Genomic DNA, 25,268 nt, shown 5'->3' with positions numbered 1-25,268 from the left:
GACGTACAATGGCACAAGGTCCCCTGAGCAGTAGCGCGCTTGAGGCAAAGCGAAGCTGGAGAAATGGCGACCTTTGGTTTTCTGAGTTCCCTGCCACCGACACGATGCGGTCTGGCTACCTTCACTGACGCCCTGGCGGGCGCTATGGCTACGCGCTCTGACAACGCCATTGGAGTCAGAGTCGTGGACGCCCCCCAAGCCGACCTGCCGAACGCCGCACACGTCACGGTCGTGGCCACACTCGTCAACGGCGATCCTGCGAGCGTCGCTGCCGCAGCCACCTGCCTCAACGCCGCAGACGTCGCGGTCGTCCAACACGAATACGGAATCTACGGCGGTCCGGATGGCGACGAGGTGTTGGACCTCATGGCCCAGTTGCACGTGCCCATCATCGCCGTGCTGCACACCGTGCTCGACCGCCCCCACGCCCACCAGAAGCACGTGATTGAGGAGGTCATGCGGCGCGCCGATGTTTCGGTCGTCATGTCGCAGGCGGGCCTGGACCTCATCCGCGACACTTACGACGCCGACATCTCCCGGGTCGTGTTGATTCCGCACGGAGTAGCTCCCGTCACCGGGGTGCTCGAGACCAGCGAGGACGCCCCGATCGTTCTCACGTGGGGCATCATTGGCCCCGGTAAGGGCATCGAGTGGGGCATCAAGGCCATGGCCCACTTGTCGGACTTGTCCGCGCGTCCCACGTACCGAGTCGTGGGGAGCACCCACCCCAAGGTGCTGGCCCACGCAGGAGAGACCTATCGCACGAGCTTGATCGAAGGGGCCCGTCGGCTCGGCGTCGAAGGTACGGTCGAGTTCTACGGGGAGTACCTGACCCGGGAAGAGCTCTCCCGGCACGTTCGCGCCGCCTCGCTCGTGCTCCTCCCGTACGACTCCACCACGCAGGTCACGTCCGGCGTGCTCGCCGAGGCCGTCGCCAGCGGCATCCCGGTGGTTGCCACTGCCTTCCCGCATGCCGTCGAGTTGCTCGCCAACGGTGCGGGGATCGTGGTGCCGCACCGCGACCCGGTGGCGATGGCGAGGGCGATCCGTTGGATCCTCGCGCACCCAGACGATGCGCAAGAGATGTCCCGCGTCGGTATGGCATGGGGCGCTCAGACTCACTGGCCGGCCGTCGGCGCCCGCTATCGCGCGATCGCGAGCAAGATCGCCAAGGTGGCCGCGGCATGACGGCGGCCCCGCCCAAGAACAGCCTTGACGCACCCATACCGGTGTTACCGCCGAGCCATCTTGTCTACCTCAGCGACGCACGGGGAGTCTTCGAGCACGCGCAGGAAACCGAGCCGCGCGCCGAGCACGGCTATTGCCTCGACGACGTGGCCCGGGCGCTGTCTTTCGTGATCCGCGAGGTCGCGTGGGCGACCGAGCCCGCACCTCATCTCACGGGCCTTATCGACACCTATCTGAGTTTCATCGAGCACGCCATCACCAAGGGCGGCGCAGCGCACAATCGACTAGACACCCAGGGACAGTGGACGGACACCGCCGGCGGCGGCGACTGGTGGGGCCGAGCCGTCGGCGCGCTGGGCACCACTGCACACCTCTCGAAGGATCCGACTACCGTGGCCCGCGCCGTGCGCGTCTTTCGCAGGGCGGCCGCGTGGGAGACTCCGGACCTACACGCGCAGCTTTTCGCCGCGGTGGGCGCAAGCGACGCCCTCGCGGCAGGCATCGACAGCGTGGCGGGAGTGTCCACCCGACTGACCAGACGTGCGGGCACCATGGTGGGACCCGCCGTCGACGCGGCCTGGCCGTGGCCCGAGCGGCGCCTGCGCTATGCCAACGGCGTCGTGCCCGAGGCGCTGATCGCCGGCGGGTGGGCTCTTCATGACGACACGATGTTCGAACGTGGGCTAACGCTGCTGAGTTTCTTGCTCGACACGTACACGGAAACCGGGCACCTGTCCCTGACGGGTGCTGCGGGCTGGGAGCCCGGAGAGCCCCGGCCACAGTTCGACCAGCAGCCCATCGAGGCCGCCATGTTCGCCGAAGCGTGCGCTCGAGCCTGGCAACTGACCGGCGACGACATCTGGCGTGAGGGCGTCAGGTCGGCATGGCGATGGTTCCTGGGGGACAACGACTCCTCGACGCCGATGGTCGACCTTGAGACTGGTGCTGGCTTCGATGGGCTGACACCCACGGGGCGCAACTCCAACCGGGGCGCGGAATCCACGCTGGCAGCGCTCACCACCCACCAGCTGGCTCGCCAGGTGGGGCTCGCCGAGGACATCCCGTGACCGTGACCGTCACCGACGCCGGCACCCAACTTGATCCAGACCCGTCTCGCCTGGCCCTGCGCCTGTTCCTTCCCGGCGAGGACACTCACGAGGAGTCCTCCCGGGTGGCGGATATCGGCCGGCGTATTTTGGCCATCGAGGAGGTGGCCGCGCGGGTCGCGGCCGCGCGCATCCTCAACTCGTTTACGGCCGGGGTGGACCGCCTGACCGATGTGCTGAACTCCCACGCCGACTCGGTGGCCTTCTCCACCTTCAGCGGCGACGAGCTGAGCCCAGCACGCAAGATCCTTCTGGGCGCCGCATTCACCGCCGAGTACGCAATCGAAGGTGCGGCACTGTGCAACCCGAGCGCGATGCCGCACCCCGATCAGTCGGGCCTCGATCCGGGACAGTTTCGTGTTGCGGTCGCGTTGCGCGGCATCGGCGAGGGTCACATCTCGTCGATCGAGTTCATCACGGCCGTCATCGGCCCAGGCGTGACGTGGCGGTTCGGGGAGCGGGACCTGCCAGTCGTCGTGGGCGCCACCTCGCCGCCCGTGTGGGTGAGAGAGCACTTCGTGATCGCCGTCGAGTCTGAGATGCGGGGACACGTGGTGGAACTTGCGCACGCCCTGGCGCGCCTGCTTCCCGAAAACTTCACGATGCGGGACTTCGAGAGTGCGATGGGCCAATTACCCGCTGTACTCGTGCATCGCAGCCAGGCCACGCACCATCTGGAGAGACTTCACGCCGTGGTCGAGAGCGCCTACCGGTCGACGTTCCCGGCGGATACGGAACTGTCCCAGCGGGTACTCATGCCGGCAAGTCGCGACGAGTCGAACGGAATGGAGGACGCGCGCTTCGTGCTGTGCGATCACCCCGACGGCAGCCAGGACTACCGCGCGACCTATACGGCGTACGACGGTAGCAACATTGCGCCTCGGTTGATCATCACCAAGGACTTCGTGACCTTCGACATCCACCGATTGTCCGGAGCGGCGGCCCGCAACAAGGGGATGGCGCTCTTCCCGCGCCACGTGGGCGGCAGGCTTCTCGCCCTGACACGCTCCGACGGCGAGACCCTTGGTGTAGCCCACTCGGAGCACGGCCGTGTGTGGGGTGAACCGCAACCCCTGCATCGTCCAGCCCACATGTGGGAGATCATCCAGACCGGCAACTGCGGATCGCCGCTCGAGACGGAGCACGGGTGGCTTGTGCTCACCCACGGCGTCGGCCCCATGCGGGAATACTGCATCGGCGCCATCCTGCTCGACCTGGAGAACCCGACCCGCGTGATCGCCGCTCTCGCGGAGCCGCTCATTACGCCCGACGATCGTGCCGGATACGTGCCGAACGTCGTCTACTCATGCGGTGGGATCATCCACGACGGCACGCTGTGGATTCCGCACGGCGTAGGAGACAACCGGATCCGGGTCGCCTCCGTCCCGGTCGGCGATCTCATCGCGTCCATGACTCCGAACGGGGCTCCGAACTAGCCTCCGGCGGACGGCGGGTACGTGCGCGGTATGACCGTCGCGGTCACCGACGCGCTGCTGATGTCCACGGGCGCAACCGACGCGAGGTATCCGCGATCGGACGTCATGCCAAACGCCCACGCGAACACGCCTGTCACATGAACCCGCGAGCCCGCTGCGGCCGAAATCGGCACCCACTGGACCGTGCGCGCGGTCAGGTCCGCGGATCCCACCACCTCGCCGGCGTCATTGAGGACATCTACTCGCTTCGCGGCCGGGGAGTACACGGCCAGGCGTGCGCCATCGGACGGGACCACGGCGGACAGGGCGGTGGACGTGCGCACATCCATGGCCGGGACCCATGCGTGGTCGTACGCCACGTCGCCCGCGAGGCCCTCCTGCGGGGCGCGGGCGACCACGGTGCGCGCGGCGGCGACCACGGGCGCGTCCGAGCGGACCTCGATGGCGCCCAGCGCGCCGGTGGGCACGTCGACATCGGTGACCACACCGGCGTCGAGAGCGATCGGCTGACCCACCGACCACGACTCCACGCCTTGCGACGACACCAGCGCCAACTCCACGTTCGCGCCGTCGGGAGCCATCAGTCGCACGGTGACGGTGGTTGCCGGCACGTCGAGCACCGGCGGTGCGGGATCGGCGGAACCAGGGTTGGGAAGCTCCGCGCCCGCACCCTGATCGGCGGCGGCCGTGCCGCCGACAGGCCGAGCGTCGGCGTTGACGAGCGGAATGGCCAGATCCGTCGCCGGGACGCTTCCGCCCACCCAAGCCGTGCCGGCCGGTTGGAAGCCTTCCAGGCGCGAATCCTGGAGATAGGCCACCACCCCCGGCCCGGTGGCCTGGACGCGCACCACCATCGCGCTCATCTCGGCGGCGACTCCCTCGATGAGCCTTTGCACTGCTCCGCCGGGAGCCACCGGCACGATCAACGGGTCGGCCTGAGCGCCCAACGGGCCGTAGATCGTCACCGTGACCTCGGTCGAGGCGGCACTGGGGTTCGACAGCACCAAGCGGGCGCTCGAGCCGAGCGTGGTGGCGCCGCCGACGAGCCACTGGTCAAACGACGGCTGGGTGCACGTGACCGCCGCCCAGCCCTCGATGTCGCCGTCGCCGATGCGCTCCGTCTGAACCGCAATGGAGTCGTCCGCACCCTGCCCGAACCCCACCTCCCGCGTCGCCTCCGGGCCCAAGACGTCGAGCGTGCGCACCGTCGGCTCCGACGCAAGGTCACCGCCGGCGCCCACGTCACCCACCGGCACGGTCTGGGCTCCTGGACAGGCGACGATGGGCGCGGGCGGTGCGATCTGGAACGACTTTGGTGTGGCGTGATCGAGGGTGGGCGCGGCCACGGTCACCGTCATGGCAGCCGATGCCGCCACCAAGGCGACGGCTCCTGTGGCGACGACGATGCGGCGGATCATTCGGCCACCTCCTTGGAGCGCCTGAGAGGAACGGAACCGATAAGTGCCCACGCGATGGCGACCACACTCGCCCACCACCACCATCGTTGTGCGGGATCGCGATAGTCGTACGTCACGATGCCGCCCCCGGCGGGCACCTCGAAGGCGACGCGACCAAGCGCATCGTCGATGCGGGCGAGCGGCTGGCCGTTCAGCTGGGCTGTCCACCCGCTTGCCGAAGGAACGGCAATGACCAAGGTGCCCCCTGCAACCGGGGTGGCTGCGGGCCCGCCCGACGTCGCCGTGGACGTCACCGGAATGGATCCGGCCGCTGTCGCGATCCACGCACGCGAGACGTCGCCGTTGGCGAGCCGATACGTCGTGCCGATCTCCGATCCGCCGACGAGCGTCACGGCGCTATTTTGGTCGAGTGCCCCCTGAATGCGATTGCCACCCGGCGCGACGACGACCACTCCGATTCCCCAATCCTGGAGGGCCGACACGTCGGCCGCGCCGGACTTGGTCGCGGCCGCGACCGTTCTGGCGATCGTGTCGACTCCGACCGTGTCGTTTCCAGAGCCTCCAAGCGGGACACCATCAGGGCCCAGCTCCGACCTCCCTATCGCGTATGTCGAGCCGTCGTGGGACAGCACGGAATAGGCCACTGATTCGTCGTCCTGAGCGGTCAGAACCAGAGCTCGCTGCCGATACGGCCCGTCCTGATCGAGCGGCACCGCGAGAGGCAACACGTGGGCGCTGACCGTGGTGGCGGAGCCGGGCTGGGAACCCGGCCACGCGATGAAGGCGACCACCGCCACGGACGCACCGGCGGCGACCATGGCAAGGGCGGCCGAGGTCACCCGTCCCACCGCGAAGCGGGAACCCTCGCCAGCGAGCAGCGCGCCGTGCGTGGAGGCAGCCGCCACGAGTGCCCCGAGCGCCACGAGCGAAGAACCGGTTCCCGGCCAACCCGAGATCGCGTCGGAGCCCGCACCGTCGGGCCACGCCACGGTCGCCTGTGTCGACCATGCCGCCACCGCGCCGCCGGCCGCCACCAACGCCAAGCCGAGCGAGGCTGGCTTCCATGACCGTCGCGACGCGACCGCGGCAATGGCGCAAGCGATCACCACGAGGCCACCGATCGCGCCGATCGGCCAGGCCTCTCCCAGGCTCGAAGGCCACCGAGAGGGGTCGGCGATTCCCGCTGCGACGCGCCACGCGCTCCCGGTGAATCCCGCTCCGGGTCCCGGCTCGCGCGCAAGAACGGACGTCACCGCGCCGGCGTCGGGCGCGAGCTTGACCGCCGCGACGATGCCGGGAAGGCCCACCACGATCGGGACCACGGCAATCGCCCAGACTCGCCACCTGAGACGCCCGGCCATGGCCCCCAGAATCCCCAGCATGATCGCGAGCGGTAGCAGCAGCACCGGCTGTGCGACGGTGGCGACGGTCACGGCGAGCGCGGCGGCGAGCGCGGCGGACGGCGACGGAGCCGGAGCGGACGACTCGATGCGTCCAGCCACCATTTCTCCCCTGCGCCAACCCGCCGCGCGCGAGATCGCCACGGCCGCCGCCACCAGGGCGACGTGGGCGAGCACCGCTCCCACGCGGGCGTCGGCCACTGCCGCCAGGAAAGGCGGCCACAGGCCGAACACCAACGCGACGGCGGCCCGGATCCACGGCCCGCGGGTGGCATGTCCAGCGGCCCACCAGGCAAGCAAGGACGCCAGGAACGGCGCGGCGATCAGGAGCGCTCCCACTCCCACGCGCAAACCGCCGGGGACGGCCGCAAGCGGAGCCATCAGTCCCGCGTAGGCGCCGTCAATACCTGCCGAGCCAAGCCCGATGTCGGCCCAACCGGTCCGCGCCCGCGACCAGACTGTTTCGAAGGTCAGGTCGGTGGATCCGATTCCGGGACCGGCCACCATCCTGCCGGCCGCGAGTCCACGAATGTAGTCGAGTCCCACGGCGGCAGCGGCAACAGCGGACAGTCCGATGGTGGTGACGAGGCTCAGTCGCTGGCGAGCAGCCGCGGCGTCGAGTTCCGCCCTCACCATCTCGCTGGGTGCGCGGGAGGCGCGCGAACGCTCAAAGGTGCCCAACTCGCGGTGCCGCACGGCGTCGACCACCTGCCGGGTGCTCGCGAACAGTCGGTCCTCGATCGGGCCGGTCGCTCCCACCTTCCGGTGGGCCGCGGCCGTTCGCGCGATGGCTGGCGCGCGCGCGACGAGCAAGAACGGCACCGCGAGTTCCGCCAGCGCCCGCCGCGGAACGTTCTGCGCAACGCGGGCCACCACTCTCGCGCCGACGCTCAACGGAATGAGCAGCACCAGCGGCGGGATCGCCCACCAGCGGGTCCACGCGAACGCGTGGTGCCATTCGCTCACGCGTCGGCGGGCATGGGTGGCGCCCCTGCCGGGCCGTCGAGCGTGCGTGCCATAGAGTCCGGCCTGGGCGTGCCTCACGCGCGCCCGCGGTTCGATCACCACGTCGCGACCCGAGGCCCACGCCCGCCTGCACCATTCGAGGCTGTCGCCAAAGCCCTGATAGCCCCTGTCGAGCCTGCCAAGTGCATCGAACGCGTCCCTGCGCACCAGCGCGGCGGCGAGGGACACCGCCATCACGTCTTCGCGCCAATCGTGCTGGCCCTGGTTGATGTCGTCCTCGACAACGAGCGCCACGCGCCGCGCCCCCAGCTTGGACACTGTGGTTCCGAGGTTGACCAGCCGGGAGGCATCGTTCCAGCGCACGTGCGCCGCGCCGACGACGGCCGCACGAGGGCGCTTGGTCGCCGTGGCCACGAGCCGTGTCAGGGTGTCGACGTGAGGCGCGGTGTCGTCGTGCAGCAGCCACAGCAACTCGCCGTCGCGTGTGCCCACGTCGTCGAGCAGGCTACTCACCGCCTCCGCATACGTGGAGGCTTCACTTCTGCGAAAGTCGGCTGCCAGGGACTCGGGGATGTCGACAGCGGCTTCACTTGTCACGACGACGTGCAGGATCGACGGCTGCTCCTTGAGTGCGGCGATCGCGGCGAGGGTGGCGGAGAGATGCTCGGATTGCCCATCGGTGACGAGCACGGCCCTGACGTAGGGCGTGCTCATAAGGTCCCGCAGCGACGGGGGCGCGCGTCAGACCGCGCGGCGCTTAAGCTTGCGACGCTCACGCTCTGAAAGGCCGCCCCAGATGCCGAACCGTTCGTCGTGGGCCAGTGCGTAGTCGAGGCACTCCGAACGCACTTCACACGACGTGCACACCTTCTTGGCCTCACGAGTCGACCCTCCCTTTTCGGGGAAGAATGCCTCCGGGTCCGTCTGCGCACACAGCGCACGGTCCTGCCATGACAGCGGTCCGTCCGCCTCGGCGCCAAAGATGTCCACCACCGGGGCTAAGCCCGGCGTGGTGCCCGCATCCGTCGGCAGGGAGCCGGTATACAGATTCCACATTGCCCGTCCTCCGATCGACACCCACTCGAAGAGAATTACACCCTTGTAATCTCTCTCCGTCAAGTCGAATGTAGCGCACTGTGACAGATCCCGCAGGGGAACGGGGCGCACGCCTGCGGCGTTGATGCTCCGTAGCACCATCGCCGCGAGGACCTAGACTGTGAACCTCGCGCCTAGTTGGGGGATTTTCCATGAGTTCGTCCGAGTTGGTTCGGGTCCGTCACGCGACGAAGACCGGTCGGCACCGTGTGCTGACGGGCTTCGTGTGGACCCTCGCCGCCGTCGCCGGGTTTGGCCTGGTATTCGCCCAGACGTTTAAGTCGAAGGTGGAAGCCGAGTTCGTCACCCGGGACATCACGCCGCTGCTCGGCCCCGACCGTCCCGCCGCACCGAAGAACCCGGTCGACGGCGCCTCCGGCGTTCCGGTCACCATCCTGCTCATGGGATCGGATGACCGCAGCGGAGAGAACGGGGTCATCGGCGGCCAGGAAGCCGGCAAGCGTAACGACACCACCCTCATCATGCACATTTCCGCCGACCGCTCGCGCATCGACGTCGTGTCGATTCCGCGCGACACCGTGGTGCGCATCGCCGACTGCGACCGCTCCGACGGCACCTCGCAGCGCGGCTGGACCGGGCTGTTCAACATCGCGTTTGCCAACGGAGCGGAGAACGGATCCAACGCCGACGGGGCCGCCTGCGCCATCAAGACGGTCGAATCGCTGACCGACATCTTCGTCGACCACTTTGTGGTGGTTGACTTCGTCGGTTTTCGGGACATGGTCAACGCCGTGGGCGGCGTTCCCATGTGCATCCCGAACGACGTCGAGGACGCGTATTCCCAGACAAACCTCTCCGCAGGACCTCAGGTACTCAACGGTAGCCAGGCGCTCGCCTACGCCCGCATGCGCCACGGCACGGGCCTCAGCGGTTCGGACCTCGACCGGATTGACCGTCAACAAGAGCTACTCAAGAACCTCGCGAGCAAGGTGCTGAGCGCCGAGATGCTGTATCGGCCGCAGGACCTCACCAACTTCGTGAAGGCCGTAGCGGGCTCGATGACCATGGATGAGGCCTTCGGCGACTTCAATACTCTGACGGGGCTCGCATTCTCCATGAGAAGCATCAACCCCAACACCGACATCACCTTCGCCACCGCGCCCGTCCAGGGCGACCCGACCAACCCGAACCACGTCATCTTCAGCTCGAAGGCCGACGCGGTGTGGCAGGCGATCATCGACGATCAACCCATCGCTCCGCTGCTCGATGCTCAGTCGAGCGCGCCTGTCAACGACTCCACGATCTCCACCGGCACCGATCCCGCTGGGGCTCCCGCAGGCGGCTCCACGGCGCCGTCGCAGGAGGACATCCTGAACGCCTGCACGACCGGCTAACTGGCGGAAGAACCCCCGCACCGCGTGTGTGTGGCGCGGGCCGCGACTACCCCTCGCGCAGTCGCGCGCCCTTGACCTCAGCGGTTGCGCGCAACTGATCCTGGAACGCGCGCATGCGCTCGCGCAGCGCGACCGCTTCCGGGCCGTCCCCCGCGCCGAGGATGCGCGCGGCCAACAGTCCCGCATTGCGGGCGCCACCGATCGACACTGTCGCGACAGGCACGCCCGCGGGCATCTGCACGATGCTCAGCAGCGAGTCCATGCCGTCGAGGTACTTGAGGGGCACGGGAACACCGATCACAGGGAGCGCCGTCACAGCGGCGAGCATGCCGGGCAAGTGCGCGGCCCCTCCCGCCCCGGCGATGATGACGCGCAGGCCCCGTTCCTCGGCGGTGCGGCCGTACTCGATCATCTGTTCCGGCATGCGGTGCGCGGAGACCACATCCTTCTCGTACTCAATCCCAAACTCGTCCAGGACCGCGACGGCTTCGCCCATGACGGGCCAATCCGAATCCGAACCCATGACCACTCCGACGCGTACGCTCACGATTGCTCTCCATCCCTGACCGTGGCCGCGACGCGCGCCGCCCGTTTCCTGACATCGTCCAGGTGTGCGCCCATGACCGTCACGTGTCCCACCTTGCGACCCGGGCGCACACCCTTGCCGTACAAGTGCACCTTGGCGCCGGGGTCGGTCACCTCGGGCCACGCGGATTCCAAGACCTCACGCGAGCCGCCCAGCACATTCGCCATCACGGTCACGGGCGCGATCGCCGCGGTGTCGCCCAGCGGCCAATCGAGCACCGCACGCAGGTGTTGCTCAAACTGGCTGGTGACGGAGCCCTCGATGCTCCAGTGCCCCGAGTTGTGCGGGCGCATGGCGAGTTCGTTGATGACCAGCCTGCCGTCCACCTCAAACATCTCGACCGCGAGCACCCCGGTCACGTCCAGCGCCTCGGCGATGGTGCGGCCGATCGATTCCGCCTCGGCCTGTTCCGCGGGCGTCAGCCGCGGTGCTGGCGCAATCACCTCGGAGCACACCCCGTCGCGCTGCATGGACTCGACGAGCGGCCATGCCCTCACCTCACCGGAGGGGCGGCGCGCCACCTGAATCGCCAACTCGCGAGCGTAGGGCACCAGCTGCTCGATCAGCAGCGGCGGACCCCCGTCGGCGGCCGCCGCGAGCCAATCGTCGGCGTCCGCGGGATGGCGGACCATGCGCACGCCCTTGCCGTCGTAACCACCTCGCGACGTCTTGAGTACGCCCACGCCACCGTGGACGGCCAGGAACGCCTCGACGTCGTCCTCGGTCTCGACGGGTCGCCACGCGGGCATGGGCAGGCCAAGCTCCCCGAGGCGCCCCCTCATGGCGATCTTGTCGCGGGCAAAGAGCAACGCGTCGCGTCCCGGCCTCGCGGGGACGCCCATCTGCGTCGCCAACTCGAACACGGCGTCGGGAATGTGCTCGTGCTCCCACGTCACCACGTCCGGGCGAGGTTCCGCCAGGAGTCGCCGCACCGCGTCGGCGTCGCTGGGTAACCCTACGACCGTCTCGTGCGCCGCGAGCGCCGCGGATGCCTCCGGCGACTCGACGAGCACCCGCAGGGTCACCCCCATCGCGGTCGCGGCCGGAGCCATCATTCGGGCGAGCTGCCCGCCACCCACCACTGCCACGCGCGTCATGCGACTAACCTACCGGCCACTACGCTCGTGCCTCATGAGCCCCAGCCTCCGAACGGCCTTGGCGCGTCCGATGAAGTGGGTGCGCGAGCGCGCTGGCGTCCTCGCGCGGTTCGGCGTCGTCGGCGTCGCCGGCATCGTCGTGAACCTGGGAGTGTTCAACGCCCTGCGCCTCGGGCCGCTAGGGCCCGACGACTCCGTCGGCGGCAACGACGACCGCGTCGTCACGGCCAAGGTCATTGCCACGGTCGTCTCGATCCTGTTCGCATGGGTTGCCCATCGCGGCTGGACGTTCAAGGGCCAGCGACGCCATCGTCCCGCCACGGAACTGACACTGTTCGGAGCGGTCAACGCCGTCGCCATCGTCGTGGAGGCAGGATTGGTGGCACTCACCCACCACGGGTTCGGGTGGACGTCACTGCTGGCAGACAACGCCTCATCGCTCGTGGGAATCGGGCTGGGCACTGTCGTCCGCTACTTCGGTTTCACCGTGTTCGTGTTCCCTGGCGGCGGCCGGGAAGACCCCTCCGCCTAGGATTCGCGGCGGCCGCGGCGGCCGCGGCGGGATCGCGAGCGCCGATGCGGGACCACCGTGTCAAGGTCGACCATCTGGGGAACGCCCTGCAAGAACACCGAGAACACGGCTGGCGTGCGCTGCGACAACTCCAGTCGCCCTCCATCCGCGGCGACGAGGTCGCGTGCCAGCGCAAGGCCCAAGCCTGTGCCCTTCCCGGAGGTCACCGACCTTTCAAAGATGCGTGGCGCCAGGTCCTCCGGCACCCCGTCGCCCTCATCCCGCACCTCAAGCACGATCGAGTGATTCGGCCCAGATTCGCGGGCGACCACCGCGGTGGTGCCACCGCCATGGTGCAGCGAGTTCTCGATGAGGGTCGCAAGTACTTGCGAAAGTCCCCCGGGCGTGGCGAAGACGGTGGCGTCCGTGGGGGCGATGTCAAGCTTCCTGCCGGCCTTGGCAAAGGCGGACTCCCACTCGGCGCGCTGTTGGGTGAGAACATCCTCCAGTGCCACCAGCTCGGTGCCCGAGCCCATCGCCCTGCGAGTGCGCCCCAGCAACTCGTCCACCACTCCCACGAGGCGATCGATCTGTTCCAGCGAGGCCTCCGCCTCTACCCGCACCTCGTCTTGCGTAGTGGCGGCGGCAATCTCCTCTATCCGCATCGTCAACGCGGTCAGCGGCGTCCGCAATTGGTGGGAAGCGTCGGCGGCAAATTGGCGCTCGGCAGACAGCCGCGCCGCCATCCGGTCTGCGCTGCGCACCAGTTCCTCGGCGACAAGGTCGATCTCCTCCACGCCGCTCAATTCAATGCGCGGGCGCGTCTGACCCGAACCGATCTGCTCGGCGGACGCGGCCAAGTACACCAGCGGCGCGGCCAGTCGGTTGGCCTGCCACGACGCCATCACAGCGCCCGCGAGTACCGCGACGCCTCCGACGACGAGCACCAAGCCGACCGACCTGGCGGCCTCCCAGAACACGTCGGCTTGGGCGACGGAGAGCAACACAATGATGTCGGATTCCGTGACGGCGCTCCCGCGAAACGACGGCTGGGGCTCTTCTCCGGCCGTGATCTCGGTCTGGTCCGGCAGGCGCACGGCAATGTGGCGTGGCGCCCCGGACGCCGTGCCGAGAAAATTCTTGAGAATGGACTCGTCGATCACCTCGCCCGAGCTGTAGCGCGCCTCGATGGCGCGGGCAGCCGTGGCGGTTCGAGAATCAAGGTCTCGTATGGCGTCATCCCGGACGAGTTGAAAGGCGAATACCCCCAAGGGGATGCCCAGCAGCACCATGGCCACCGCCAAGGCGGAGAGCGTGGCTCCTAAGACGCGGCGGCGCACCGCTCAGTCGTTCTCGAAACGGAAGCCCATGCCCCGCACCGTGGTGATGAAGCGCGGCTTCGCGGCATCGTCGCCCAGCTTGCGGCGGAGCCAGGACACATGCATGTCGAGAGTCTTCGACGGGGCATGTGGGTCCGCGTCCCACACCTCGCGCATGAGGTGCTCCCGGGACACGACCGATCCGGCGTGCGCGACGAGCACCTGAAGAAGGTCGAACTCCTTGCCGCTGAGCTGGAGCTCCTTGTCGTCGAGATACGCGCGGTGTCCCGCGACATCCACCCGGACGCCCCCCGCGGTCACCTCTCCCCCGAGCTCGGCGTCGGCACTGCGGCGCAGGAGCGCGCGCACGCGGGCGAGCAGTTCAGCAAGGCGGAAGGGCTTGGTGACGTAATCGTCGGCGCCTGCGTCGAGGCCGACCACCAGGTCTACCTCGTCCGCTCGCGCAGTCAGCATCAGGATCGGGACGGTGAGGCCCTGGTCCCTGATGCGCCTAGCAACATCCACGCCATCGATGTCGGGAAGACCCAAGTCGAGAATCACCAGGTCGGCCGAATGGGCGGCCCCCACCCCGCCTTGACCGGTGCCGTGCCACTCGACTTCATAGCCCTCGCGCCCCAAAGCCCGGGTCAAGGGTTCTGAAATGGTCGGGTCATCTTCGACCAAGACAATTCTCGCCATGGGGCAACATTACCTGCGCGGGCCAACTTTGCAACGCGCCGGACTACCCGACATGCGCCGCCTCCCGATTGATAGTGTCCGGACGTGAAGACTGTGCCCCACGCCTCGCGTCGACAACTGCGGTCTATTGTCGACCCGCGGATGCGGCTGGGATGGAGCCGAACCCCCGAATTCGTGGTCGTCGCGCTGGTCGCCCTCGCCCTCGCCGCCGCCACCACCGCCTCGCTGGGAATACACCACCCTTACACGACCTTGCCGCTGGCGGCGGTATTCGCCTGGGCGTCATGGCTTGCCGTCCGGCCACGCGCCACGCACGACTCCGCGTCAGCGCGACTGGCCAGCACGTGGGCGCTCGTGGGGGTCGGGCTCTGGATCGTGGTCGGCATCGTGCTTTCGGGCGAGTACCTCATCGTCACCCGCGACCCGGGCTTCCTCACCCTGACCGGGGCGTGGCTCACCGACCACGCCTCGTCGGACATCCCCACGCTCGGTGCCATCCAGGTCGCCGACCTGCAACAGAACCTCCTCGCCGATGCCTGGCAGGCCTGGAATTTGCGGGGCGACGTGGTGCAACCCCAGGGGGCGAGGGCCCTGCCCGCCCTCATCTCCGTGGGCGGGTGGATCGCAGGAATGCCCGGCGTCTTGGCAGCGAACGTTGTGGTCGGTGGCGTCGGCGTGTTGGCCGTCTACAACCTCGCTCGTCGATTCCTCAGCCCGTTGGCGGCGCTCGCCCCCGCTGCGACGCTCGCGCTGACGGTGTCCCACCTTGCACTGTCGCGCTCCGCGTACTCCGAGCCCCTGACGCTGCTGCTCGTCGTGGCGGCGATCCACTGGGCATGGCATGGTCTCGAGCACGGACGGCCGTGGGCGCTCGTCGTCGCCGGCGTGGCATCGGGCGCCACCGCGCTCGTGCGCATCGACGGGGGTGCCTACGCGCTCGGTGTGCTTGCCGGAGTCGCCGTTGCGGCGGCGTTGATGGGGCCGCAGGCACGCGCCGGGCTCGTGGCGTTCGGCGTAGCACAGGGCGCGATGGTCGGGGCGGGCTACGCCTCCTTGGCGCGCTGGAGCACCGCCTACCTCGACCGCCTGGGAGATGAGGCGCGCCTTGTCGGCGCCGTGTACGCGGCCGTCTTGATCCTGCTGATCGTGTGGTCCATGACGTGGTCCAGCTCGGCGGCGAGCCAACTGCGCGCGGGGGTGGACGCGCGCCGGACCTCCGTGGCGCGCGGTGCCGCGGGCGTGGTGGTTGCCGCGAGCGTCGCGCTCGCATCGCGGCCGTTCTGGATGACGGCGCACCGCGGAGACACCGCCGAGACCGACAAGTTCACGAACGATGTGGTCGGGTCGTTTCAGCAGGCGGAGGGATACGCAATCGAACCGACCCGCACCTACGCGGAACACACCGTCACGTGGCTCAGCTACTACCTCACGTGGCCCCTCCTGGCGCTCGCCGCCGTCGGCTTGGCCGTGCTCACCTACCGGGCCGTCGCGGCACGGGCCGAGTCGTGGGTCTTCCTCGGAGCCGTCCTCGCTCCGAGCTTGCTGTACCTGGTGCGCCCACAGATCGTGCCGGACCAGCTGTGGGCCATACGGAGGTTGGAGCCGGCGACGCTCCCAGGCCTGGCGCTCGCTGCCGGCGTAGGCGCCTGGTGGCTTGCACACCGACTGTCACGGCGGTGGCCAAACAGTGGCCGCCGGTTCATCGCGACGGCTGCGGCCGTCATGGTGGTCGCGCCCATCACCACCTATGTGAACATTCGGCCCTCCGACGAGCAACCCGTGGTCGCCTCCGTGTACACCTACGTGAGGGAACAGGAAGGCGCGCGCGCACAAATCGATGCGCTGTGCACGGTCGCGAGCGGCCGGCCGATCATTCTCGCGGGCACGTCATCCCACTTTGGCTCCCTGCGCGTCATGTGCGACGTTCCCGTGGTCCTCGCTCTCGAGGCCCCGTCGGCCGAGACGCTACGGCAGGCGACCGAGATCTGGGGCGAGGCGCCCGTCGTCCTCACCCAGGACAGTGAGTGGTTCTGGGACAGTGCGCCGACGCCGGTCGTCATGTCGACGATGGTCCAGGGCGAGTACGCGCTCCAACACATGCCGCTCTCGGCGTCTTCGCGCAACTTCACCTGGTATGCAGGCATCGTCAACCCCGACGGCAGCCTCACAACGCTCAACCCCGATGGTTCGGTCGCGGGATAGGCCGCGGTTATCCACAGATTCGGTGCAAGGGCGGCGCGAGGCGCCCGTACCGTGACATGGTGCGACGGTGCTCCTCACGATCGCTCGCTCGCTGACCGACACTCACGATGTCGAGATCGAGGCGGCGGTGGGGGCACGCCTATCTGAGGTGCTCGATGGGACCACGGCGAAGCGCGCGTGGTGTGGCCCTGCTCTCCTAGAGCCTTCTCACCGCGCAGGCACGTACCCGCTCCTGCACGGTGCCCTCCTCCGCGACGGTCCGGGGCCGCACACCGCGACTCCGCCCGGGCTCCACCTCGCGACGATCGCGGGTCCCGACGCCGGAATCCTCATCGACGTGGATGACCCCGTCACGCTGGGGTCGGCGCCGGGCCGCCACCAGATCCGGGACGATGCGCTGGACCCGACCCACGTCGTGGTCAGGCGTGCGGCGAGCGAGTCAGTTTCGTTTACCGATCTGGGTTCGACTAACGGCACCGGGCGGTGGCGCCACGACGGCCAGCGCTGGCGATGGTCGGGGCGGCGGCGGCGTTTCACCGCCCGCGAGGGTGACGTGATCACGGTGGGAAACACGGCTGTGCAGGTGCGCGGCGCCGCACTCGCCGTTCCCCGAAGTGGCCTCTGGCGGCTGCCCCTGCTTCCGCTACGGCCGCTGGCCGGACTGCCGTGGTCATCAGTTCCCCCGTGGTCCGGATTGCCAGACCCGACCGCTGCTGCGGGGTGGACAGGGTCAGTGCTGATCACGGGACCCGGCGCCCGGGAGGCGGCACGCGCGGTGATCTTGGCACGCGGAAGACGCCCACCGCCCCCAGCGCCGTTCTTCGAGGAGTGGCTCCGGTGGCTTCCAGAGGCGCTTCACTCCGACGGTCCCGTGCGATGCGACCCGTCCGGGAAAGCACCCGCGGAGGCGACTCTCGAGGCGCACGCCAGCCACTGTCGCGTCGCAGGGTCGTCAGACACGGCTGAACGTCTGCCTATGGCGGTGTCACAGGACACCGCCGACACTCTTGCGCGTGCGCTCGCGGGAGCCGCGGCGATCCCGTTTCCGCGCAACGTGCGATGGGCCGATATCGACCAGACCCACGTGTACTCCCCACACTCGAGCCCCCTGAGTGTCGCGGCGGGCGCCACCTGTTCAGCCGGTCAGGAGCCGTGGATCGTCGTCCTCGACGATCGCGCCCCGCATCTGTTGGCCGCGGGGGCGCACGGTTCCGGCACCTCGACACTGCTGGCGACACTGGTCGGCGGGTTGGCCCACCGCTACGACTCGCGTCGCCTGCGCATCGTCCTGATCGGAACCGGGGCGGACGGGCCGCTCCAGCCGTGTGCGAGCCTCCCTCACGTCACCAGTTCAACCGGGAACGCTCGCGGCGACGACGCCGTGCGCGTCTTGGACGCACTGGCGCGGGAGGCACGGCAGCGCCGGGATGGCCTCCGGGACTCGGGGACGCCTGATTGGCGAACCTGGGAGGCATCGGGTGGCGCGCCCGAGCGACTCCTGGTGGTCGTTGACGACTTCGACCTCGCTGCCGGTCACTCCCGCACCGCCTCCGACGCGATCGACGCCTTGACCGCGTCGTCTGTGTTTGTCGGCGTGCACGTTGCGCTGGCGACGCACCGCCCCGCCGGAGCCATCACGCCTTCGCTGAGAGCATCCTGCGGGCACATCGTGGCTCTGCACTGCGCGTCGGACTCCGATTCCCTCTGCGTGATCGGCGTGCCCGATGCGGCGGCCTTAGGCGACATTCCGGGGCGAGCAGTGGCGAGCGTCGCCGGGGCACGGACGCTGGTCCAGGTGGCGTTGCCGCTGGCCGAGGCGTCGCCGCGAGTGCGCCGCACGCATGTGGAGTTCGCGCACGCGCCCCATCTCGCCACAGCGGTCGTCGCGCGGGGACGTCAGGAGGAATCTGACGCACCCGTTGCCCCGTAGGCGGACTGCCTGCGCACCACCGCGATGGTGACGATGGCCGCCAGAATGATCAGCACCGCCCCCACGAGCGGCCACACCGTGATCAGCCATACACCGACGCTGGCCTGCATCAGCTGCCATGCGAGGGCTCCGCTGAGAGCGAACCGTCGCCGCTTGGCGAAGCCCCAGGAGAAGGCACCCACCCCGATGGCGAACATGGCCATCACGGCGCCAAGCGCCGCAGCCACTCCCGGGCGTTGGCTGTCTAGCAGGGCGTATATTCCGTAGCCGACCGCAGCGAACGCGGTCGCGACGGTCTCCATTACCAAAATCGCGAGCGCGACAGGGTCGAGGACACGCGCAACTCGCGGCGATATGTGCATAGTCTCCAACCTCTCTGCGGAAATTGTGAGGTACTTCACGGGGTTCAACTCTTGTTATCTGTTGTTAACAATGCAAACATGGTCAGCAGTGAACCGCGACGATGCGGCGAATCTACCCGTGAGTAGGTCGCCGCCTTTTTCTTTGTGAGGAGACCTCATGGATTGGCGCGACCGCGCAGGATGTCTTGACGTCGACGATCCGGAACTGTTTTTCCCGGTGGGAAATACTGGGCCAGCGCTCGTACAGATTGAGAAGGCTAAGACCGTGTGCAACTCGTGCACGGTCCGCGAGATGTGCCTGCAGTGGGCGATGGAGCACAACCAGGACTCCGGCGTGTGGGGCGGCCTGTCGGAAGACGAACGCCGTTCTCTCAAGCGCCGCGCGGCCCGCGCTCGCCGCGCCGCCAAGTAACCGCATCCCACGTGACCTAGTCGCCGCCCACGGTGACGGTGAGGTCGACGCTCGAGCCACCCCTCATTGAGCGCCATTCGATCGCACCGTGAAGTTCGTTCGTGACCAGCGTGCGGACAATCTGTGAGCCGAGCCCACTGGGTTCCGCCGCGATCCCCTTGCCGTCGTCGGCGATCCGCGCGTGCAACGTCGAGCCTTCCCGTTCCGCAAAGATCGTGATGGAGCCGTGTTCTCTGCCTTCGAAGCCATGCTGGACGGCGTTGGTCACGAGTTCGGTGAGGATCAAGGCAAGCGACGACGCATATTGCGCCGGGATCATGCCAAAGTCGCCTTCGCGCACGATCTTGACCTGAACGCCGGGGGATGCGACGTCGGCCGCCATGCGGGCCGAGCGCGCCACGAGGTCATCGAAGTGCACCTGCTCGTCCAGGGTGCCCGAGAGCGTCTCGTGCACCATCGCGATGGTGGCGACGCGGCGCATCGCCTCGGAGAGCGCCTCCTTCGCCTCCGGAGCCGCGACGCGACGGGACTGCAGCCTCAGCAACGCGGCCACCGTCTGCAGGTTGTTCTTCACACGATGGTGGATCTCGCGAATCGTCGCGTCCTTCGTAATGAGTTCGCGTTCGCGCCGTCGCAAGTCGCTCACGTCGCGACACAGCAGCACGGCGCCCACGCGGTTGCCGTTGTCGGTGACGGGGATGGCTCGCAACGACAGTGCCGCTCCGTTCGCCTCCACGTCCGTGCGCCAGGCCGCCCGGCCCGCCGTGACCATGGCGAGGGTCTCATCCACTTGCCCTCGTTCGGAGACCATGGAGCTCACGACGCGTGGCAACGCCCGGTGAAGCAAGGACCCCGTCACCCCAAGACGGTGAAAGCAGGACAGCGCGTTGGGACTGGCGTAGGTGACGATTCCTTGGGAATCGAGTCTCATCACGCCGTCGCCCACACGGGGCGCACCCCGCCGGGGACCCGTCACGGACGTTCGGACGGGGAACTCGCCGCGCGTGATCATCCGCAGCAGGTCGTCGGCGGCGCCCTTGTAGTTGATCTCGAGGCGACTTGAGGAACGCAACGCCGCCATCGACGCCTCGCGGGTGAGAACGGCAATCACGCGGCCCCGCATCACCACGGGGAGAGCCTCTTCTCGCACGGCGTACGTCTCGTCCCAGCGCGGCTCCCGAGACACGACGATCTGGCGCTCGGTGAACGCCGTGTCGAGGTGACCGATGCGACCCTCGGCTGCCCTCACCCCCACCACCTCCTCCTGGTGCACGGTGGGACCCGTCGACGGCCGACAGTGACCGATCGCGACGAAGCCCTGGTCGACCTTGCGCCAGAGCACCAAGTCGGCAAACGACAGGTCGGCAATGATCTGCCAGTCGGCCACCAGCTCGGACAGCCAATCGGCCTCGTCCTGGGGCAGGGGTCCGTACTGCTGCGCGATCTCCGACAAAGTGGCCACGGCCCAAGCCTAGAAGGCGCCGCGGGTACTCGGTGCCGCGATACCCTGAGCACAGCGGGAGGAGGCGCCATGAAGATCAGTTACAAGCACCACTTCGATGCGTCGATCGACGATGTGGTCGCCATGTTGAGTGACGAGGAGTTCGTGGCCCAGCGTGCGCGCGCCTCCGGCGCTGCGGGTAGCGACGTGCTCGTCGACAAGGACGATGATGGCTCCTTCACTGTCGTCATTCGACGCACGGTTCCGGCCGACACCATCCCCTCGGAATTCCGCGCACTCGTCGGCTCTCAGGTTCATGTCAGGTACACCGAGGTGTGGGCCGCCCCCGATGACTCGCGGGAAGACGCTGGGCGTGAGGGCACGTTCGCGATGGAGATTCCGGGCACGCCCGGGCATGCGCGCGGCGCCGTCGTGCTGACGCCCGTGGACGGCGGAACCTCGTTCGGCATCGCCGGGCAGGTACAGGCCTCGGTGCCATTGGTGGGGCAGATGGTCGAACGCGCTGTCGCTTCCGCGATCCAGCAAGCTCTTCCCCAGGAGCTGGCGGAGGCCGACAACTGGCTCGCTTCCCGGAAATGACTCGCTTCCAGGCGAGCGCCTCCGCCATGACGGCGTGACCGTGACGCCCTGGCAGTGGCACCTGGACGTCGCATGGGAGTTGAGAAAGTGCTGCGCTCCGATCGAGTCGCGCGGGAAGTAGTGATGGCCGTCAACCACCACGGTGTCGTCGGATGCGGCGATCACCGTCTCGTTCCACACGGCCTTCATCGGACCGCCTTGGGCAACTCCCTGCCGCCCCCCTCACGAAGCTGTGCGGACACGCCGGGGATTCCGTCATCGCCGACGTTTCTTCCCGCGCCGACGACGCACGGCGGCGCGCACGGTCACCGCAAGCACCGCACACCCGACGGCGGTCGCCGTGGGCGCGAGGTCAAGCGAGAGCGCCAGCAGGATGCATAACGCGAAGCCGACTGCCGGGACGCCGCGCCGCAGCCCGCGTGCACCGTCGCCGTCGCGACCCGCTGCGGCGTACGCGGCCGCGTTCGCCACCGCGTAGTACGCCAGCACCGCGACGCTCGACATTGCCAGCGCAAAGCCAAGGCTCCCCCACCACACCAGCCCGATGGACGCCGCCGCCGCTACCGCCTCGGCGCGCTGCGGCACGCCAGCCGTCCCCAAGGTGGCAAGCCCCGGTGGCAGATCCGACTCGCGCGCCATCGCCATCGCCGTGCGCCCCAGACCCGCCATCAGGGCCACCATTGCGCCCGCTGCAGAGACCGCCGCCAGAAGTGCGACACCCGCGGCCCACCCTGCGGCATCAGGCACGGCCAGGGACAGCGGCGCAGAGGAATCGGACAGCGCATCGACGCCCGGGCGTCTCAACAGCGCCGCCCCCAGCGCCAGGTACGCCGCCACGACGATACCGACGGCGATGGCGATGGCGCGGGGAATCGTGCGCCGCGGGTCGCGCACCTCCTCCCCCAAGGTGGCGAGTCGGGCGTAGCCGGCGAACGCGAAGAAGACCAGCGCCGCGGCGGATGCCACCGAGGTCACGGTGATCGAGTCGCGCGGTGCGACGGCTGCTGGCGCTGCTGGCTGGGTGAGGGACGACCCGATCACGATCGCCAGCCCCACCAACACGAGCACCGTGATCGCGGCCGTGGCGCCGGCGGTGCGGGTGACTCCCCTGGCGTTCACGACCCACGCCGCCACGATCACCAGCGTGCCCACAAGGGGCGCGTGAGCGGGCCATGCGTAGGAGCCGATCGCGAGCGCCATGGCGGCGACGGACGCGGTCTTGCCGACCACGAAGCTGATGCCCGCCACAAAGCCCCACCCAGGCCCCAACTCGCTCCTGCCGAACGTGTACGCCCCTCCCGCCACCGGATGACGCGCGGCAAGCAGCGATGTGGACCATGCATTGATGACGGCCACCACGGCGGCGAGAGCGATCGCGACCAGCAACCACGGTCCCGCAGCGCGGGCGGCGGGCCCCCAGACCACAAACACCCCGGCGCCGAGCATCGAACCGACGCCAATACCGACTGCGCCGACGAGTCCGAGTCGCCGCACAGGCGTCGCGTGAGAGCCCACGCGTGAATGCTAGCCGCCCACCACGTCCTCCTCGACGATCTCGGCCTCGGCTGCGGCAACGGCATGGGAGGCGCCGCGCGGGCGACCCGCCTTGACCCACGCGAGGTAGAGTCCGCCGCCCACCAGGGCCGTGGCCGCGAGTGAGCCCATCGCAGCGGGTCGCAGGGCGTTGGCGACCAGCGTGAAGGCGACGGCCACGGCGGCCACCACGTTGAGCACCACCCAGCCGACGCGCCGCTCGCGCCACGCGAAGGTGGCCATGGCCAGCAGTCCCATCAGGAAGCTCACGAACACCGCAACGGCGTAGAACAGCACGAGTCGCTGATCACGCGCGCCGGCGGCGACCACGACGAGCGCTGAGGCGCCATAGAACACCAGCACCCCCACGATCGGCACGTGATGCACGTTGGTGGTGCCGAACACCGACGGCAGCACGCCATGCTTGGAGATGCCACGGCCCTTGTCGCGCGACAGCGCCTTCAGCAGACCCGGCCCCGCCTGAAAAGACGAGCTCGCCGCCGACAGCAGCAAGAGAGCGGTGGCTCCCTGAAACAGGGTGAACACGGCGTGAGAACCGGCCGCCCGCGCCAGTTCGGCGACCAACGTGGTGTCCTCGCCTGGCACCCCGATCCCGAGGCGGACGGCGGCGGCCGCGAGCCCGATGGTGAGTACTCCCACGATGCCGAGCGTGAGCCACAACGCCCATCGTCCGAATGACCTGCGCCCGGCGTCGTCCAATTGCGCCAATTGCGCAATGGCCGATGAGGGGGCCTCGACGCCGGTGGCCAGCGCCATCGCGACCGGGAACGCCAGTGCGACGGTGAGCGGCGCGGAGGACGTCAGCGAGGGTTCGACGACGATCCCGGCGACGGCATCGTCTCCCGCAGATGTCACGAGCACGATCACGGCCATCACCACGAACGCGACAGTCAGAAGTGCAAAGACCGCGCGGCCCAGGTGGCCGAAGCGCATGAGCCCGCCCACGATTGACAGCAGCCCCAAGGCTAGCCAGAGGCGATAGGGGGACAGAGACGGCACGTAGGAGATGATCGCCGACGCGCCAGCGGACACCGAGATCGCGATGGTCAAGACGAAGTCGACCACCAGCGCACCCATCGGCACAAAGGCCACACCCTCACCAAAGGCGCTTCCGGTGGCAGCGGCCGCGCCGCCGCCTTCAGGGAACCGCGCGACGAGCTGATGGTAGGACGCCACCACCAGCCCGACGATGACGAGCACCACGATCATGGCGGGAAGCAACAGGCTCAGCCGACCGTCTAGCGCGCGCAGCGCCGCCTCGATGGCATACGCGACGGAGGATACGGGGTCGGCCATCACCGAGAACGCAAAGGCGATCAGGAGTACGGTGCGTCCGTGCCACCAGCCCGTCCGGGCAGCGCCCACCTGATGGGCGGCCGTGTTGGTCATGAGTCCTCCGGTCGCGGCACGCCGGACCCGCGGCGCGCACGAGGGACTACCTTACTCGCCGCGAAACAACATAGATGCGGGTCATTTCTCCCGATCGCGGCCCGGCGCGCGCCCCGGACGCCTTCCGGAATGCGAGAGGCCCCCGGCCGCATGGCTGGGGGCCTCATCTTGTAGCGGGGACAGGATTTGAACCTGCGACCTCCGGGTTATGAGCCCGGCGAGCTACCGAACTGCTCCACCCCGCGTCAGTAGAAAGGCCACTGTACCTGGCTGCGACGCAAGGTCCAAATCGCCGCTACGGCCGCCGCGCGCCACGGCTCCTCCTCAAGGACGGCTCAACATCGTCCGACCGAAGGATGCACGCACAACTGGGAGTGGATACCGTCGTGTCATGACAACACCCCAAGAACCTCAGGATCCGTTCACGAGCCCCAACGTGCCGTTGCCGCCGCGGGCCCAACAGCCTCCGGGGGCCCACGAGACTCCCCCGCACATCGTGGTGTCCCAGCCGTCGGCCCCCACCACCCTCGCGTTATGGGCCACCATCCTCACCGGCGCCGTCGCGGCGCTGGGCTTAGTCAGCGCGGTCACTGCGCCAGGCCGACTGGAGGAGACCAAAGCGGTGCTTGCCGACCCAGAAAACGCCTCGCCGCTTGCCGGTCAGGACCCTCTCGGCCTCATCTCGGGGCCCCTCCTCATTGCGAGTTTCGTGTTGCTCGCGCTGTGGATGTCCAGGGTGCGTTCGGCCATGACGGCGCGCGGCGAGGTCGCGGGTGGTCCCTCGGCCGTCGAGTGGTGGGGCTGGTTCGTGCCGCTCGGCAACTTCGTGTTGCCCTTCCTGGGTATGCGCGGCATCACCCGCGGCAAGGCGGGCGTCGGCATCGTCCTGGGCTGGTGGATCACCTTCTGCCTGTACTGGGTGGTCTCGTTTGCGAGCGTCTTCCCGACCTTCGCGGCCATTGACTTCTCCACCGGCGAGCTCGCCAATCCGAGCGCCCTTGATGCGACCGTGCCGATCACCTGGGCCAGCGCGCTCGCGCTCGCGGCATCGTGGGCATTCCTCGCGATGGTCATCCGCCAGACAACGGCGGCGGAGAAGGCCGCGGCCACTGCCCACGGATCAGTCTTCTAGACGTAACGCACGACGCATGGCGAGGGGCCGCGGGGATCCCCGCGGCCCCCCGCCATGTCAACTGAACTAC

At 68.7% G+C, this 25,268-nt stretch carries 21 protein-coding genes, 1 tRNA gene and 1 pseudogene; 10 read left to right on the top strand and 13 right to left on the bottom strand.

Annotation, left to right across the window (positions count from 1 at the left end):
• Positions 1-183: 183 nt before the first annotated feature.
• The 3 genes from QZZ29_RS02095 to QZZ29_RS02085 are packed head-to-tail and all read left to right on the top strand — an operon-like array spanning position 184 to position 3,730.
• Complete coding sequence (locus QZZ29_RS02095) at positions 184-1,188, top strand: glycosyltransferase (RefSeq protein ID WP_291381005.1); 1,005 nt, start codon at positions 184-186, stop codon at positions 1,186-1,188.
• Positions 1,185-2,255: a glycosyltransferase gene (locus QZZ29_RS02090; protein WP_291381004.1), complete on the top strand. Its 1,071-nt coding sequence runs from the start codon at positions 1,185-1,187 to the stop codon at positions 2,253-2,255. Before QZZ29_RS02095 ends, QZZ29_RS02090 begins: the two co-directional genes overlap by 4 nt.
• Entirely contained in the window at positions 2,252-3,730 is a 1,479-nt protein-coding gene (locus QZZ29_RS02085) for a glycoside hydrolase family 130 protein (RefSeq protein WP_291381003.1), read from the top strand. Before QZZ29_RS02090 ends, QZZ29_RS02085 begins: the two co-directional genes overlap by 4 nt.
• Here QZZ29_RS02085 and QZZ29_RS02080 read toward each other — a convergent pair.
• The 3 genes from QZZ29_RS02080 to QZZ29_RS02070 are packed head-to-tail and all read right to left on the bottom strand — an operon-like array spanning position 3,727 to position 8,570.
• Positions 3,727-5,148: a DUF5719 family protein gene (locus QZZ29_RS02080; RefSeq protein ID WP_291381002.1), complete on the bottom strand. Its 1,422-nt coding sequence runs from the start codon at positions 5,146-5,148 to the stop codon at positions 3,727-3,729. The two genes, QZZ29_RS02085 and QZZ29_RS02080, sit on opposite strands and share 4 nt — an antisense overlap.
• Positions 5,145-8,228, bottom strand: coding sequence for a glycosyltransferase (locus tag QZZ29_RS02075; protein ID WP_291381001.1), 3,084 nt, complete (start codon positions 8,226-8,228; stop codon positions 5,145-5,147). Before QZZ29_RS02075 ends, QZZ29_RS02080 begins: the two co-directional genes overlap by 4 nt.
• 27 nt (positions 8,229-8,255) lie before the next feature.
• The gene (locus QZZ29_RS02070; RefSeq protein WP_291380999.1) at positions 8,256-8,570 is read right to left on the bottom strand and encodes a WhiB family transcriptional regulator; all 315 of its coding nucleotides are present in this window, start codon (positions 8,568-8,570) and stop codon (positions 8,256-8,258) included.
• Positions 8,571-8,761: 191 nt separating this feature from the next.
• Here QZZ29_RS02070 and QZZ29_RS02065 point away from each other — a divergent pair, with 191 nt between their 5' ends.
• Entirely contained in the window at positions 8,762-9,964 is a 1,203-nt protein-coding gene (locus tag QZZ29_RS02065; RefSeq protein WP_291380998.1) for an LCP family protein, read from the top strand.
• Between the two features lie 46 nt (positions 9,965-10,010).
• Here the strand turns inward: QZZ29_RS02065 and purE are convergent, their stop codons facing one another.
• Both purE and QZZ29_RS02055 read right to left on the bottom strand, forming a co-directional pair.
• Entirely contained in the window at positions 10,011-10,487 is a 477-nt protein-coding gene (gene purE, locus QZZ29_RS02060; RefSeq protein WP_291381044.1) for a 5-(carboxyamino)imidazole ribonucleotide mutase, read from the bottom strand.
• A gap of 20 nt (positions 10,488-10,507) precedes the next feature.
• On the bottom strand, positions 10,508-11,647 hold the full coding sequence (locus QZZ29_RS02055; protein ID WP_291380997.1) for a 5-(carboxyamino)imidazole ribonucleotide synthase: 1,140 nt from the start codon (positions 11,645-11,647) through the stop codon (positions 10,508-10,510).
• A gap of 34 nt (positions 11,648-11,681) precedes the next feature.
• Between QZZ29_RS02055 and QZZ29_RS02050 the strand changes: the two genes are divergently transcribed.
• Complete coding sequence (locus QZZ29_RS02050; RefSeq protein WP_291380995.1) at positions 11,682-12,179, top strand: GtrA family protein; 498 nt, start codon at positions 11,682-11,684, stop codon at positions 12,177-12,179.
• Here the strand turns inward: QZZ29_RS02050 and QZZ29_RS02045 are convergent.
• Both QZZ29_RS02045 and QZZ29_RS02040 read right to left on the bottom strand, forming a co-directional pair.
• Positions 12,176-13,498: an ATP-binding protein gene (locus QZZ29_RS02045; protein ID WP_291380993.1), complete on the bottom strand. Its 1,323-nt coding sequence runs from the start codon at positions 13,496-13,498 to the stop codon at positions 12,176-12,178. The two genes, QZZ29_RS02050 and QZZ29_RS02045, sit on opposite strands and share 4 nt — an antisense overlap.
• A 3-nt stretch (positions 13,499-13,501) precedes the next feature.
• Entirely contained in the window at positions 13,502-14,176 is a 675-nt protein-coding gene (locus QZZ29_RS02040; RefSeq protein ID WP_291380992.1) for a response regulator transcription factor, read from the bottom strand.
• 84 nt (positions 14,177-14,260) lie between these two features.
• On the opposite strand from QZZ29_RS02040, the gene QZZ29_RS02035 reads away from it, so the two are divergent.
• Together QZZ29_RS02035 and QZZ29_RS02030 are read left to right on the top strand one after the other, a co-directional pair.
• Positions 14,261-16,378, top strand: a complete 2,118-nt coding sequence (locus QZZ29_RS02035; protein ID WP_291380991.1) for a hypothetical protein — start codon at positions 14,261-14,263, stop codon at positions 16,376-16,378.
• Positions 16,379-16,445: 67 nt separating this feature from the next.
• Positions 16,446-18,308, top strand: a complete 1,863-nt coding sequence (locus QZZ29_RS02030; protein WP_291380989.1) for an FtsK/SpoIIIE domain-containing protein — start codon at positions 16,446-16,448, stop codon at positions 18,306-18,308.
• Here QZZ29_RS02030 and QZZ29_RS02025 read toward each other — a convergent pair.
• Positions 18,275-18,610: a hypothetical protein gene (locus QZZ29_RS02025; RefSeq protein ID WP_291380988.1), complete on the bottom strand. Its 336-nt coding sequence runs from the start codon at positions 18,608-18,610 to the stop codon at positions 18,275-18,277. The two genes, QZZ29_RS02030 and QZZ29_RS02025, sit on opposite strands and share 34 nt — an antisense overlap.
• Positions 18,611-18,827: 217 nt before the next feature.
• Here QZZ29_RS02025 and QZZ29_RS02020 point away from each other — a divergent pair, with 217 nt between their 5' ends.
• Entirely contained in the window at positions 18,828-19,082 is a 255-nt protein-coding gene (locus QZZ29_RS02020; RefSeq protein ID WP_291380987.1) for a WhiB family transcriptional regulator, read from the top strand.
• 16 nt (positions 19,083-19,098) lie between these two features.
• On the opposite strand, the gene QZZ29_RS02015 is transcribed toward QZZ29_RS02020, so the two are convergent.
• Positions 19,099-20,544 (bottom strand): PAS domain-containing sensor histidine kinase, encoded by a 1,446-nt coding sequence (locus QZZ29_RS02015; RefSeq protein ID WP_291380985.1) that lies wholly within the window; start codon positions 20,542-20,544, stop codon positions 19,099-19,101.
• 69 nt (positions 20,545-20,613) lie between these two features.
• On the opposite strand from QZZ29_RS02015, the gene QZZ29_RS02010 reads away from it, so the two are divergent.
• Positions 20,614-21,123: a DUF2505 domain-containing protein gene (locus QZZ29_RS02010; RefSeq protein WP_291380984.1), complete on the top strand. Its 510-nt coding sequence runs from the start codon at positions 20,614-20,616 to the stop codon at positions 21,121-21,123.
• 54 nt (positions 21,124-21,177) lie between these two features.
• On the opposite strand, the pseudogene QZZ29_RS02005 reads toward QZZ29_RS02010, so the two are convergent.
• The 4 genes and pseudogenes from QZZ29_RS02005 to QZZ29_RS01990 form a co-directional block, all read right to left on the bottom strand.
• Positions 21,178-21,312, bottom strand: a pseudogene (locus QZZ29_RS02005) (DUF427 domain-containing protein); the annotation flags it as partial.
• A 66-nt stretch (positions 21,313-21,378) separates the two neighbouring features.
• Positions 21,379-22,638: an APC family permease gene (locus tag QZZ29_RS02000; RefSeq protein WP_291380983.1), complete on the bottom strand. Its 1,260-nt coding sequence runs from the start codon at positions 22,636-22,638 to the stop codon at positions 21,379-21,381.
• A gap of 9 nt (positions 22,639-22,647) precedes the next feature.
• On the bottom strand, positions 22,648-24,066 hold the full coding sequence (locus QZZ29_RS01995; RefSeq protein WP_291380982.1) for an amino acid permease: 1,419 nt from the start codon (positions 24,064-24,066) through the stop codon (positions 22,648-22,650).
• Positions 24,067-24,237: 171 nt separating this feature from the next.
• A tRNA-Met gene (locus tag QZZ29_RS01990) sits at positions 24,238-24,311 on the bottom strand.
• 146 nt (positions 24,312-24,457) lie between these two features.
• Between QZZ29_RS01990 and QZZ29_RS01985 the strand changes: the two genes are divergently transcribed.
• A complete protein-coding gene (locus tag QZZ29_RS01985) occupies positions 24,458-25,198 on the top strand; it encodes a DUF4328 domain-containing protein (protein WP_291380981.1) in 741 nt (246 codons plus the stop codon).
• The last annotated feature ends 70 nt before the right edge of the window (positions 25,199-25,268 follow it).

The organism is Demequina sp. (genome assembly GCF_016278765.1).
Lineage (GTDB): Bacteria > Actinomycetota > Actinomycetes > Actinomycetales > Demequinaceae > Demequina.
This window is presented reverse-complemented; position numbering and strand designations above follow the sequence as displayed.

Excerpts from the sequence above, each read along its gene's own strand:
- QZZ29_RS02090 (WP_291381004.1), top strand. The coding sequence starts at position 1,185 with ATGACGGCGGCCCCGCCCAAGAACAGCCTTGACGCACCCATACCGGTG.
- QZZ29_RS02080 (WP_291381002.1), bottom strand. The coding sequence starts at position 5,148 with ATGATCCGCCGCATCGTCGTCGCCACAGGAGCCGTCGCCTTGGTGGCG.
- QZZ29_RS02075 (WP_291381001.1), bottom strand. The coding sequence starts at position 8,228 with ATGAGCACGCCCTACGTCAGGGCCGTGCTCGTCACCGATGGGCAATCC.
- QZZ29_RS02070 (WP_291380999.1), bottom strand. The coding sequence starts at position 8,570 with ATGTGGAATCTGTATACCGGCTCCCTGCCGACGGATGCGGGCACCACG.
- QZZ29_RS02065 (WP_291380998.1), top strand. The coding sequence starts at position 8,762 with ATGAGTTCGTCCGAGTTGGTTCGGGTCCGTCACGCGACGAAGACCGGT.
- purE (WP_291381044.1), bottom strand. The coding sequence starts at position 10,487 with ATGGGTTCGGATTCGGATTGGCCCGTCATGGGCGAAGCCGTCGCGGTC.
- QZZ29_RS02055 (WP_291380997.1), bottom strand. The coding sequence starts at position 11,647 with ATGACGCGCGTGGCAGTGGTGGGTGGCGGGCAGCTCGCCCGAATGATG.
- QZZ29_RS02050 (WP_291380995.1), top strand. The coding sequence starts at position 11,682 with ATGAGCCCCAGCCTCCGAACGGCCTTGGCGCGTCCGATGAAGTGGGTG.
- QZZ29_RS02040 (WP_291380992.1), bottom strand. The coding sequence starts at position 14,176 with ATGGCGAGAATTGTCTTGGTCGAAGATGACCCGACCATTTCAGAACCC.
- QZZ29_RS02025 (WP_291380988.1), bottom strand. The coding sequence starts at position 18,610 with ATGGAGACCGTCGCGACCGCGTTCGCTGCGGTCGGCTACGGAATATAC.
- QZZ29_RS02020 (WP_291380987.1), top strand. The coding sequence starts at position 18,828 with ATGGATTGGCGCGACCGCGCAGGATGTCTTGACGTCGACGATCCGGAA.
- QZZ29_RS02010 (WP_291380984.1), top strand. The coding sequence starts at position 20,614 with ATGAAGATCAGTTACAAGCACCACTTCGATGCGTCGATCGACGATGTG.
- QZZ29_RS01995 (WP_291380982.1), bottom strand. The coding sequence starts at position 24,066 with ATGACCAACACGGCCGCCCATCAGGTGGGCGCTGCCCGGACGGGCTGG.
- QZZ29_RS01985 (WP_291380981.1), top strand. The coding sequence starts at position 24,458 with ATGACAACACCCCAAGAACCTCAGGATCCGTTCACGAGCCCCAACGTG.